Source organism: Rhizobium sp. 05N49 (assembly GCF_056396805.1).
Map to the genome: position 1 here is coordinate 15748 of NZ_JBFTME010000025.1, position 12428 is coordinate 28175.

Annotated in this window: 12 protein-coding genes; 5 read left to right on the top strand and 7 right to left on the bottom strand. The window is 61.4% G+C overall.

The annotated features are described in order from the left end of the window. The first annotated feature begins 483 nt into the window (after positions 1–483). The 3 genes from AC1DF8_RS31465 (at position 484) to AC1DF8_RS31475 (ending at position 3423) form a co-directional block, all read left to right on the top strand. Entirely contained in the window at positions 484–1560 is a 1077-nt protein-coding gene (locus AC1DF8_RS31465; protein WP_113207816.1) for a Rossmann-fold NAD(P)-binding domain-containing protein, read from the top strand. Continuing rightward, entirely contained in the window at positions 1548–2894 is a 1347-nt protein-coding gene (locus AC1DF8_RS31470) for an MmgE/PrpD family protein (protein ID WP_478156534.1), read from the top strand. The genes AC1DF8_RS31465 and AC1DF8_RS31470 overlap by 13 nt, the downstream gene beginning before the upstream one ends. 196 nt (positions 2895–3090) lie before the next feature. Beyond that, positions 3091–3423, top strand: a complete 333-nt coding sequence (locus AC1DF8_RS31475; RefSeq protein ID WP_478156536.1) for a hypothetical protein — start codon at positions 3091–3093, stop codon at positions 3421–3423. 460 nt (positions 3424–3883) lie between these two features. Here AC1DF8_RS31475 and AC1DF8_RS31480 read toward each other — a convergent pair whose 3' ends face one another. Together AC1DF8_RS31480 and AC1DF8_RS31485 are read right to left on the bottom strand one after the other, a co-directional pair. After that, on the bottom strand, positions 3884–5275 hold the full coding sequence (locus AC1DF8_RS31480; protein ID WP_113212556.1) for an amidohydrolase family protein: 1392 nt from the start codon (positions 5273–5275) through the stop codon (positions 3884–3886). 15 nt (positions 5276–5290) lie between these two features. After that, positions 5291–6013, bottom strand: coding sequence for a response regulator transcription factor (locus AC1DF8_RS31485; RefSeq protein ID WP_113207813.1), 723 nt, complete (start codon positions 6011–6013; stop codon positions 5291–5293). Positions 6014–6189: 176 nt separating this feature from the next. On the opposite strand from AC1DF8_RS31485, the gene AC1DF8_RS31490 reads away from it, so the two are divergent. Both AC1DF8_RS31490 and AC1DF8_RS31495 read left to right on the top strand, forming a co-directional pair. Continuing rightward, positions 6190–6891: a response regulator transcription factor gene (locus tag AC1DF8_RS31490; RefSeq protein ID WP_478156539.1), complete on the top strand. Its 702-nt coding sequence runs from the start codon at positions 6190–6192 to the stop codon at positions 6889–6891. 125 nt (positions 6892–7016) lie between these two features. After that, entirely contained in the window at positions 7017–7715 is a 699-nt protein-coding gene (locus tag AC1DF8_RS31495) for an autoinducer binding domain-containing protein (RefSeq protein WP_162735837.1), read from the top strand. A 271-nt stretch (positions 7716–7986) separates the two neighbouring features. Here the strand turns inward: AC1DF8_RS31495 and trbI are convergent, their stop codons facing one another. Genes trbI through trbL form a run of 5 tightly spaced genes read right to left on the bottom strand, consistent with a single transcriptional unit; the run spans position 7987 to position 12419 of the window. Then, positions 7987–9300 (bottom strand): IncP-type conjugal transfer protein TrbI, encoded by a 1314-nt coding sequence (trbI, locus tag AC1DF8_RS31500; RefSeq protein ID WP_113207810.1) that lies wholly within the window; start codon positions 9298–9300, stop codon positions 7987–7989. Positions 9301–9310: 10 nt separating this feature from the next. Continuing rightward, the gene (locus tag AC1DF8_RS31505) at positions 9311–9739 is read right to left on the bottom strand and encodes a hypothetical protein (protein ID WP_162735836.1); all 429 of its coding nucleotides are present in this window, start codon (positions 9737–9739) and stop codon (positions 9311–9313) included. Between the two features lies 1 nt (position 9740). Next, the gene (gene trbG, locus AC1DF8_RS31510; protein WP_113207808.1) at positions 9741–10568 is read right to left on the bottom strand and encodes a P-type conjugative transfer protein TrbG; all 828 of its coding nucleotides are present in this window, start codon (positions 10566–10568) and stop codon (positions 9741–9743) included. A gap of 14 nt (positions 10569–10582) precedes the next feature. After that, on the bottom strand, positions 10583–11242 hold the full coding sequence (locus AC1DF8_RS31515) for a conjugal transfer protein TrbF (protein ID WP_113207807.1): 660 nt from the start codon (positions 11240–11242) through the stop codon (positions 10583–10585). Positions 11243–11252: 10 nt separating this feature from the next. Next, entirely contained in the window at positions 11253–12419 is a 1167-nt protein-coding gene (trbL, locus tag AC1DF8_RS31520) for a P-type conjugative transfer protein TrbL (protein WP_478156599.1), read from the bottom strand. Positions 12420–12428 lie beyond the last annotated feature (9 nt).

Here is a 12428-nt window from a genome sequence, read left to right on the forward strand (position 1 = left end):
AGCGAGCTCGGGCGAGCGTCAGGATAGCGTACGAATGCTCGATATCAATTCATCCAAAGGGGCTAACGTCCACCCATGTTCCCCCACCAGTGCCTGGATTTGACAAAGGGCGAGTGTCTTGATGAAAAGCTGGACTGTGATCGATGTCGGCGGCCCGGGTCTTCACGGCGACCACTTTCCTATCATGGGGGCCCGTGCCCAACTCATTTATCAGTGCCATGATTAGGGTGCCAAAGCCTTTGCCGCACGGACCTTAAGCCAGTCGAAGCGAGTGGCCCAGTTTCCTGTCCACGTGACGGTCGGCAGACATATCGTGTCACCTGTTTGCGGCTGCGGACGCAAACGTCATCGAATTGTTTCCCGCTTGTTGCCAAACAAGCGGGCGGCAAACCGAAACGTCTCCGAATATTCACCCGCAGAAGTCGCTTAAATCCATAGACTGCACGCTCCTGGCACCAGGGTCGAGCAGAGGAGGAGACGACGATGGATGCAGCCGCCAACATAACCTATTTGAAGGCAGCCGATCTGGAGGCGACCCAGCAGGCGCTGACGATGGGAGAAATTCATCAGGCCGTAACGCGCGCCTGGACCGAAATCCGCTCTGGCCAAGCGCGCGGCGGAAAGGCGGTGCTTTCCCTTGGCGAAGACGAGTTCTGGTCGACGCCCGACTTTGCCGCGTTCAGGGAAGAATTTGCTGACGAACGGCTCGGCTGGAAATTGTCATCCCTCTACAGCGTCAGCTCGACGCATGGCGGGGTGAAGATCATCGGAGCGAATGCCTTCAATCGACGTCTCGGTCTGCCGAGGTCGACCTCCACCTTCCTGCTTCTCGATAAATATACGTTGCGGCCCATCGTCATTCTGGACGAAACCGGGCTGTCTGCGGCACGCACCGGAACCTATGCCTCGATCGTTGCCGATCGATGCCTTGCCAGGGCCGGCATGGCTCGCGTCTTCCTGATCGGATCGGGGCCGGTCGCCCGCAGCGTCATCCGATCGCTTTCCTGCTCCTGTGGCGACAGGATCGAGCAGATCTTCATCCGCAGTCGCAGGATCGAAAACGCCCGTGCGCTCGCAATCGCATTGGCAGAAGAGACAAGCATCCCGCTTTCCTGCGTCGAAGACAACCGGATGATGGCCAGTTGCTCGCTCGTCATCACCGCCACGAACGCGCGCCAGCCGGTCTTTGACGACGAGGAGCTGGAAAGACATGCGACCACCCTTCATCTTGGTGGCGATGAAGTCCCGGGCGCATACCTGCAGCGCTGTCTGCGGACCGGCCTCGTCGTCTGCGACGACCTTGCGACGGTTTCGCGCCGCAACTCGCAAAGCATCGCTCTTCATTTTTCGCGAAACGGCCTCTCCTTGGAGAACATTGGCCCCTTGATCGGCATCCGCTCATTGTCCGAGCCCAAGGAGTGGTACGAGCCTGTCGACGGCCCGACCTGCATTACCTGCGTTGGCCTTGGCGTCCTCGATCTCTTCGTCGCCGAGGCGAGCTACGAGAAATACTGCCGGATCAACGCCGATCGCGATCGGATCGCCGCATGTCTCCCCTGACCCAAATGCTCGCCGAACACGTCTTTGCCGGCCCACGCGATCATTCCGCCGATCTCGTCGATATGGTTCGGCGCTGCGTCCTCGATCTTGTCGGCGCGGCAATTGCCGGATCTCAAACGGCAAGCGCTGTTGCCRCATGCAATATGGTTGGGCCCGTCTTCGGAGCCGGTAATGACCGCATATGGCTCGGCGCAACGAGTGCGCCGGGCGGCGCGCTATTGTGCAACGTGATGGCGGCAACCGCGCTCGACATCGACGACGGGCATCGCGCAGCCAGGGGGCATCCCGGAGCAGCGGTCATTCCGACCGCACTTCTGCTTGCCGACGAGCTCGGCGCCACAGGCTGCGACCTGATGAACGCGATCATCTGCGGCTATGACGTCGGCGTCAGGATTGCGGCGGCGCAGACGGCCGAGGGCATCCGGACCCGTCAGTCGGGGCGATGGGCAGCCTTTGCTTCCGCCGCAACGGCCGCGCGCCTGCTTCGGCTCGAGCCGGGCCCCCTCGCCCACGCCCTGGCGATCGCCGGCGTGCTTGCGCCAAACCAACTTGCCAACGGCAGCTCGGGATATTCGCGGATGACCGGCAACGATGTGAAGGAAGGAATCGCCTGGGCGAGCGTTCTTGGCTTGACGGCTGCACGACTTGCCGAAAGCGGCTTCACCGGACCGGTCGACCTCCTCGACCATGGCCACTATTATGACGGAGGCCGGATCATCGGCTCACTCGGTCAGCGCTGGGAAATAGCCGACACCTATTTCAAGCCCTACGGCTGTTGCCGCTATATCCATCCGGCATTGGACGCCTATCGTGAAATCGCGGGCGACGATATGATCGGTGCTGATGACATCGTCGAGATCGAGGTCCAGACTTTCGCCTGGGCGGGGAGACTGGCCAACCGTACCGATCCGCAGACCCTGGTCGACGTGCAATACAGCCTTCCCTATTGCATGGCACTGATTGCGGTCGACGGCCCACAGGCGCTTGCGCCGCTCGATGAAGGCGTGTTGGGGCGCAGGGAGCTGCAGATGCTGGCGGGCAAGGTCAGGATCAGCATCGACCCTGACCTCGACCGGTCCTTTCCCGCGCAGACGCTTGCGCGGGTGATCCTTCGCACCAGGACGCTCGAGCTTGTGTCTGCCGTTCATACACCACGGGGCGAAAAGACGCGGCCCATGGACTGGAGGACGATCTGCAACAAGTTCGAGATTGTGACGCGTCATCGCTTGCGGCAGCAAGAACAGCGCCGGATCATCGAGGCGGTCTCGGCCCTGCCCTGCGGCGCTCCGGCCGCGCTGATCGCCGCACTTGAGCCCGCGAGCGCGGTTGCATGAGAAGCGGCGAAAACGGTGCCGGCCAACGGACGGGCCTGTTGAGGACGAGCGTCAATTCGCCATCAGCGCTCGATACGTTGCAACCGGCGAATCTTTGCGCGCTTGACTCTGATCCTTGCAAGAACATAATGAGAACGACGTACAGGTGGGCCGTGCGGTTCCGCCTTGTCCTACGTCCAATCGCATCGCGTGGCCCATGACCAACGATCAACCCCGATACAAGTGGCGCGAAACCTGGCCGGGCGAGGGCAAGCCGGATTTCGTCGGCTATGACGGAAATGAAATTGTGGGCCGCGTCAGGTTGGACACGACCACTGCGACCAAAACCGGCTTATGGCGCTGGAACGGCGGTTTTGCCTCCTTTGTGAGACGGAGGGTCATGCCGCAGCAGGGATGGGCGAAGACAGTGCGAGCGGCCTCACGCATGGCCGAGGAACATTACGACAGGTTGAAGGACGTGCATTGCCAGGCGCAGTCGCAAGCGAGTGATGTGCTCTCCACCCAATTTGGCAGCACGGATCACCGATAGACACCATCCTCAGTAGGAGAGCCACGCCTGGCCTGTCACTGCGGCTCGTTTGCCGGTCGGCGACAAGGCGCATCTTTCTTGCATGTGTCGTTCGGCATCCTCTCCGGCCCTGCCCTTGGACCAATCTCGACCGCAGCGCGCCGGCGTCGAAAGCGGCGATAAATAGCCTGGAACATTTCTTCCGCATCCTGGTTGGAGGGCTGGATCGCGCGACAGTTCAATCCTGCGGCCCCGCAGAAATCGCGCGATCCAGTTCCCGTTGCACCCCTTGAATTGCCCGCTTCGGCGGGCTTTTTTCTTTGATCTGAGGGGTTGGACCCCCGGCCTTGCGTCGCTTGTCTCATTCGAGAAAAAGATCTGCACGGGAAAACAGGGCGCGAGGCGATCTGGAAATTGCATGTGCCGGCCTGAAGAGCCGAGCGTCTCTCGTCATCGCGGGCCTGGAGCAAGTCCGGGCTCGCTAGCGATCGGTTTCTGGTCTGGGAGCGACAACGATACTGCCGTTCTTGACAACGATCCTGCCCCGGCAAATGACATGACGGACGCGGGCGAGATTGTGGGACTGGCTGATAACGATATCGGCACGCTTGCCGTTTGCAATCAGGCCACGGTCGCCAGCGAGCTCCGGAAAGATCCTTGCGACGTTCCCCGTCGCCTTGGCGATAGCGTCAGCCGGCGTCAGGAGCTTGCGGCAAATCATCCGGTGGATCGCCTCCAGTATCGAATCCCAATCGCCGCCGCCGAAGTCGGTCGAAATCGTATCGACAAGCCCTGCATCGACGAGGCAGTCAAGATTGTCGGGGCCGTTGCGCCAGCGGGTCGAGATGCAGTCGAGCGTCGAGACGTCGATGCCCACACCGAGGGCGCGAAGCGCGGCAGCCGTTTCCACGGCTTCGGCACGCGTGAACGACGGATGATTGCTGTGGCCGGCGACCATTCTTGCCCTTGGAAACCTTCCGGCAAGTTCGATGAGCTGGGCTGCCGTCGGCGCGGCATTGTGAAAGATCGCCGGCATGCCGGTGCGCGCAGCTTCCGCGGCGATTTCGGCAAGACCCTGGCGAGCAAGCGCAACGGGCGTCATTACGGTCTTGCGCACGAGGCTTGTTATGCTCTCGATCGTAAAATGCCCTTCAAGCCCGTTCTCCTTCAACAGCGACGACAGGGTTGCGCCGTCGGGATTGGTGTTTGCGTCGAGCCTGCGTCCGAGTGCAGCCTCCTTGAGCTTTCGCGCAAGGTTGGGGTGGACGACGAGACCGCTGGCTTTCTCGATCGCCTCCGGCAGGAACCGGTAATCCTGGGCGCCGCCGCCGAGTGTCTGGCCGCCGCCCGCTTCACCGAGCGCCTTGGCACCAGCTTCGAGCAGACGGTCGATCCTTGCGGCCAAGTGACGGGGTGAAAGCCCACTTCCATCGGCCGCTTGCGCCGCCGCAAGGCTCGCCGGCGTATGGGCCGTGCTGATATGGATGTCGAGCGGATGGGGATGTTGCGCGATGTCGTCGACGTCCTCGGCAAGGGCGAGCCCGCAAACGTTGAGGAGGGTCGTCGTCCCGGATAGAAGATGGCGGTTTTTCTGATAGTCGATTTGCTGACGGTCGAAGGAGGCGGATCCGCTCGGCATCGTCGGGCCGCAGACGCAGCCATGGGCGTGGGCATTGATCAGGCCTGGCAGAACTGTACATCCGGCAGCATCGATCAGCCTGTAGTCTTCTGACAGCGACGGCCTCTCCGTCTGGACGACAGCCTCGATGCGGCCCTCGGCAAGAAGCACGCTCGCCCGTTCGAGCGAGGTGACACCGTCACCGGTGATGACACGGGCTGCATTGATGATGGCGATCGGACGGATCTGGCTCATGCGTTCACCCCTTCTCTAATCCTTTCCGGCTTCCAGGCCATAGCCAATGCCGCGAACCGTCCGCACGATGTCCGTCTTCATGACCGCACCCAGCGCCTTGCGCAGTCTGGCGATATGGACATTGACTGTTTTCGGATCGACGAAGACCCCATTCGGCCAGGCAAGGCGAGCAAGCTCGTCACGGCGGAAGACGCGCCCCGGATCGCTCATCATCCGGTGCAAGAGGGCAAATTCGATTGGACCCACATGGACGTCACGCGCGTCATAGATGATGCGATGGGCGCGGGCATCGATGCTCAATCCATCATGGTGGAGCACCTCCGGCCGCTCCTGCTGCGGCAGCTGGCGCGCCTCGGTGCCGAGAAGACGGTTTAGCGCACGCAGATAGCGATCGGGCGCTATCGGTCGCATAAAGGCCTCGTCGACGCCCGCTCTCAAGAAGGCTTCAAAGCGGTGTTCGGCCTCGACAGGGACAAGCGTGACAATACGAACATGGTCTGTCGCCGCATCCTCCTTCAGCGCTCTGCACAAGTCGATAGCAAACGCGCTCCTGCCATCGACGATGAGCCCGACGGGCATCTTGTCCCTAATCGCCGCAGCCGTTTCTGCCGGGCTCATGACAAGGTCGGTGGCAAAGCCTTCTGCCTCAAGTATATGTCGAAGAGACAGCGAGAAGTCGGCATCAAGCGAACTTATGACGACGGTGGGTTTCACGACGCAACCACGAGAAATCGACATGCTCTCGAGTTCGACAACTCATGGCTGCAGGATGCCACGGAGAGCGTGGGACTGCAAAGGCAATGATGTTAAATTTCGTTTCCTGACGGGCGGGGTCTCCGCTTCCCCCCCACCGCGAGAAACATCCTCCCAGATCTGTGACTTGAAGCGGTGGTCTAGTGTGTTTTTCTCCCGCGATGGAAACACGAGAACCAGCCATTCTGGTCGTCACCGAGGACGTCACGCTCGCCAAGCCGATCGTCGATGCGCTGGAGGTTGCAAACCTTCAAAGCAGGGTGGTTCAAACCGCTCTTGCAGCGCATCAGGTCAGCGCCGATCACGGCTTTCTTATCCTCGTCATTGCGACTGGCGATTCAGGCGATCTGAGCGTCGAGCTCTATCGAGACATCCGCAAGTCGAGCGCGATACCGATCATTCTCCTTGCCCCGGATGATCGCCAGCTCGCCGGGATCGATACCGGTGCAGACCGTTTACTGCCAGGCAGTGCCAATCCTCACCATCTGATAGCCGAGGTTCGCGCCTGTTTGCGCGGACTGGAGCGCGGCGAGCGGCAAAGACTGCGCGTGCTGACCTTCGAAGGCTGGCGCGTTGATACTCATCGCCGCGCCGTCACGGCGCCCGACGGATCGAAGGTCAGGCTGCTCGCTGCCGAATTCGATCTCCTGGTCGCCTTCTGCCGGAGCCCTGGAACTATACTCTCTCGCCGGGTGCTGCTGGAGGCAACCCATATCGGTCTCGGCAGGCCGCTCGAACGCAGCGTCGATGTCCACGTCTGCCGGCTTCGCCGCAAGCTTACGGAGGCCGGCAACGGGGGCGAGCTGATCCAGACCGTGCGTCTTGGCGGCTATGTCCTCATTTCACAGATCAACCCTGAATAAGTAAGGGTTCCAATTTGCTTCTCATAGGTGTTTAATTCGGAGCCGCATGCTTATGTCAGTTGGGATTTCAGCTTCGGTCGCCGACCTCGCTTGAACGTCGCGGCCGTTTAAGGGAGCGATGTGTCTTGAAGAAGAGACTGGATCATCTGATTGATGTCTTGAGCCTTTCGTCCGATGAACAGTCAATACGGCTGGCCTTGTTGACATTTGCGCAGCAATGCGGCTTCGAGAAGTTCGCCTATGTCAACCTGCGCTACGGCGATACGGAAGCGTTTTCCAACTACCCGCAGGAATGGCAGGAGATATATCTCGCCAACGACTACCAGCGGATTGATCCGGTCGTCACGGCAGCCAGGCGCGCCCTGAAGCCCTTCTACTGGTCAGCCCCGCCCCAGCGCCCCGAGCCCATGTCGGAAGAGCGCGAATTTTATAAACATGCCAGTCGGTACGGGATCGTGTCCGGCCTTTCCATCCCGATACGCATCGGCTTCGGTCGAACCGCCATCCTGACGCTCGCCTCGCACCTGCCCGCGTTCAAAGGGGAGGGAATAATCGACGACATACAGGCGATCACGGCCACGACACTCGTCCATGCCAAATTGAAGGGCCGAAGCGTCATGGCCAGGCCACGGGTCCAGTTGTCGGGACGGGAGAAGGAATGCCTCAACTGGGCCGCACTCGGCAAAACCATACCGGTGACGGCTGACATCCTCGGCATCAACCACCATACCGTTCGCTACTACCTCGGCAAGGCGAGGCGGAAGCTGCGTGCCAACAACACGGTGAACGCAGTCTATCTGGCGGCGCGCCATGGATTGATCTGAGCCATTGGCCGCGGTCTTGAAGGCAGCGTGATGCCGGCCATGGGTATCGCGCCGAAACCTCGGCTGGATGTTGCGTTCGCCGGGGAACGCCTGCCAGACGCCTTATATTCGGCCAATCGCCAGAAGCCAGTATCAACGACCTTCTCGCGTTGGTCTGACCAGAAAACGGCCAGCCGCTTGCGATCGCCTCGCAGTGCCTTTCGTGTATGAGGTTTGGCTGGACGCCATTCATCTCGAAGACAAACTAGAGGTCAGAGCTGGACATCGAGTGTCATCTGCTCACCCCTCCGTCGCGCTCGACATAGGCTCCGGGGAAGATGATGTCCTGGTCGACCAGGACATTGAACCTGTAGCCGGGGCGAATTTCCAGGGTTGGCTGCACGTTGAGGTTCCTGTCGATCGTCCGCTCCGCCACGCGACCGAAGCTTTCGGCAAAATTACGCCTTGCCGCGTCCGAGGCCGTGTCCTGGGTCGCCCTGGTCGAGCTTTCCGGCATGGAGGCATCGATGCCGGTGCCGATCAGAGCGATGAGAGCGGCCGCGGTGAACGTGCGGATCGTGTGATTGTTGACGCGGTCGCGAAAGCCGCCATAGCCCTCCGGATCCGAACCTGCCATCCCGCCAATCTGCAGCGTCTGRCCGTTTGGTAAGATCAGATCGGTCCAGACGACCAGCACGCGTGCCTGGCCGAAGGCGACCTTTGAATCATAACGCCCGAAAAGCCTGGCCCCTTGGGGGATCAAGAGCCGGTAGCCGGTCGTGCTGTCGTAGACGTTCTGGCTGACCTGAGCGATGATGCGTCCAGGAAGGTCGGAATTGATGCCCGAGATCAAGGTCGCCGGTATGACCGAACCGCGTTTGAGTTCGAAGGGCGATATCTGCGGCACGACCCTGTTTGGCAGATAGCCGAGCTCCTTAATGTCCTTGTTGAAAAAATCCTCCTTCAAGACCTGCCCGTTCGGATCGGCGTTCTGTGTGAGGGACCCGGCCTGCAGCGCGGCCTGATAAAGATCGAGCGGCCCTGTCTTGACGCCTTCGCCTGGTGGGGCAGAGTTATCGGCTGGCGCGTCACGGGCCTCGGCGTGACTGATGTCGACCTGAAGCGGCGAATCCAATGCGGCGTCGGCAGCCTGCAGGCGCGCCATCCCGCGGCGCTGCAGTTCACGCAGATACCGTTCGCGCCCTTCTCTGGCGAGCCGGGTTTCGAAATCGACCTCCGGCAGCGCCTGCGGCGCAGAGTTGGCAAGGCCTAACTGCTCGGGAGTCCGGCTGGACAAGGTTTCGCGCGCCGGTGTCGGGTCGCCGGCGACATTCGGCTCGAACGGACCGACCGGCTGAGCCTCACCGATGATGCCGTTCTCAATGCCGCGCTTCAGCTGGTCGCCATAGGTCGATGCCGGAAGACCGGCGCCCGTGACCGGCGCGGATTGCCTGAAGGGAAATCCGCGCCCGGAGAGACCGAAAATGATCACCGCAGAAAACAGGACCAGCAGGCCGATCGCGATCAGGATCGGCAACCTGTTGAGACGACGCATGGCCTGCGCCTGTTGGCTTTGCGGGCTTCCAAGTTGCAGCGACTGGGCCATGCGAGGCCTCCTATTGCAGTATCATCACGGAGAGTGGGCTTGCCGGCGTGGCCTGAGACCCTGAGACGAGATAGAGCCGGGCAAGCCGCAGCCGCGGCGTCGAAAGACTTGCGAGAAGCTCTGAGCCCGATCGATCAAGACGATAGGCGAGCGCGATTGTCTGTGGCTGCGGTAGCGTGCCGCTTGCGATCCGATAGCCCGATGTCTTGAGAGATGTTGCAAGCGCAATGGCAAAATCAGATGCCTCATCTGCAAGCTTCAGAGGGCCGGACGATCGGGGAAGCTGTTCGCTCAGGCGGCTCGCCATGTCGCTTGCGACCAAGGCGGCGACATCGGCCGGCAGCGATGCAGCTGGCGCGTCGGCACTGCCTCCCGCAGTCGACGTCTGGCAGCCGCAGAGGTAGGCGCAATAAAGGATAAGAAGAACAAGGCGGCCCATCTCAGCTGCTCCGGCGGATCGTGATCTTCTGGCGTCGCCACCCGACACCCGAGACGAGCACGGCGCGATCGACATTGTAGTCGACCACCATCATGTTCCTTGTCATGCGATAGTTGACGATACGGTTCTTGCCCTCCGACACGATGAAGAGGACGGGTGCATCCTCTCCGGCCACAGAGCGAGGAAACTGGATGTAGGTTTTCAGGCCATCCGAATAGACGCGTGTCGGCTTCCAGGCCGCGCTGCCGCTTACCGAATAGGAAAAGTCGAGCTGGTCGGGAGGCGTTGCCGTGCCGGGCGCTCCCCTGAAGTCAAGGCGCGCGTTTGCCTCGGCGAGTTTTTCGGTGACGTCCTGCGAATAAGAAAAGCCGACGCGGGCCATGTAGCGGCTCGAATGGGACTTCAGCTGGATATGATAGGTTCGCCGCGACGTCGTCACCACCATAGATGTCGACAGGCCGGCTTCTGCCGGTTTGACGATCAGATGGATTGCCTGGCCACCGACTGGCCCCGAGGTTGCCGGCTCGACCTTCCATCTGACCGTGTCGCCGACAAGCACGTCACGCACCACCTCCCCGGCCTCGAGCTCGATGTCGCACACCTGCAGAGGCGAGCAGACGACAAAGGGCTGGCTTTGGCCGTAAAGAAAGATGACCTTTCCGTCGGCCCCCCTGGTGACGAGGCCGGCGCCGTCGCGCCATTGCGAAGACAGGCGCGTCGCCTTCGCCTCGTTGTCGCTCATCGACTGGGCCGGCGCGATCCTTGTGGAGGCGAGCGTTGCGAGCATCGCGCAGCAACCGGCGACCGCTCGATATGTCACGTGTCTCATGGCGTGTCCTCGTTCTATAGCTGTGCGGTCCAGTCGAGATCCTTGAGATAAAGCCCGATCGGATTGAGCCTGATCGTTGCCTCATCCTGGGGGGCGGTGATCGTCACCGTGGCAATCGCGCGAAAACGCCGCGTGCCGGTTTCCTTGCCGCGCCGGTCGCGTTCGAACTCCGTCCAGTCGATCTGGTAGGACTGGTTCGACAGCGCGACGATATTGTTCACCTCGACGGCAATAGTGGCGGCCTTCGCCTTCTCGAAAGGGGAATTGCCGCGAAACCAGGCATTGACTTTCTCGGTCGACGGATCGGCGGTGCGCAGCAGCGCATAGGTCCGGTCGATATATTGCTTTTGAACGACCGCGTCGGGCGTGACCGAACGAAAGCTGGTGACGAAACCACCGAGCGCGGCGCGCACCACACGGGCGTCGGCATATTCGATATGTTCGGGAAAGCCCGCCGAAACCGGCGTGCCCAATCTGTCGACCTCGACAATATACGGAACAAGCTTGACCTGCGTGCTGAGGAACAAGGCATAGCCCACCCCGACGATTGCAAGAAGAAGCGCAAGCATGGCGACGATGCGCCAGGCTGCTGCCGCCCGCACATATGATCCATACCGCTCGTTCCACTCGTTGCGCGCGGCGAGGTAAGGATTTTCCGGAGAGCCTGGCGTCATGGCGAAATCCTCATTTCGATTGGCCCGACCGGAGCGACGACGAAGACGGCCTGCCCGCCCCTGGCCTTGACTGGTCCAGTTTGGCATTGGCCAGACCAAGCAGGGAACTTGCATGCGCGCTAGGGGCTCCGATCGCCTTGTCCTTCATGGCCGAAACCGTGGCGGACCCGGCGGCGCCTATGCCTTCCGTCAGGCCGCGCATGGCGGCTTCGCTGATCGATGCGCCTTGGGCCCGTGCGGATCCGGCCGCCTCCGCCCCCTTTACAGCGCCGCCGATCATCAGGAATAAGGCGCCCATGCCAAAGGAGGCAGCCTGGCCGCCGTGACGCATCACCTCCATTCCGCTTCCGACCGAGACGCCCTGGATGACGCCCTGGATGATGTTCGGCACATAGATCGCGATGACGAAGACAACGACGGCAATGCCGGCTATGGCAAGCAGCGTCTGGAACTGCTCACCGATCTCCGGGCTGCCGGCAAGCCCGATCAGCACCTCCGATCCGATGCGAGCGATCATCACCAGCGCCATCAGCTTCATGCCGACGCTGAAGGCGTAGACCAGATAGCGGATGGCGAAATCCTTGGTGAAGGATGACCCGCCGAGCCCGAGCATGATCATGCCGGCCAGTAGCCCGATATACATCTCCGCCATGATCGATACGAAGATCGCCGCGACGAGCGAAAAGGCGATGACGACGACGATCACCGCGAAGGCGACCGCAATCGCCCACACATTGTCCTCGAAGAGGCCAAAGCGAATCTTTTCCGCCATCTTGGCTGCGACAGCGAGCCCTGCATTGAAAATATCGGCCGGCGAGGCATCGCCGCCCGACGCGCCGATCTGGAAGAGACTGTCGACGACGGCTCTGGCAAAGGCCGGCCCCTGATCGAGAAGGAGCGCGAAAAAGCCGACGAACATGATGCGCCGCACGAGTTCTGCGAACCATTCCTGCAGCGACGGCGCCTGCAGCGCGAGCCAGATCGCCGCAAGGCCGATCTCGATCGAGGCGAGGATCCAGAAGAGCGATCGCGCCGCGTTCAGGACCGTCTGCTCCCAACCCTGCGCCGCCCTGGCGATCTCGTCCTGCAAGGTGGTGATCAGGGCGCCTTCCTGGGCATGAGCCGGAACGACGAGAAGCACCAAGATTACCATTGCCGCAACGGCAGGCCCCGTCATGGCAGGCGT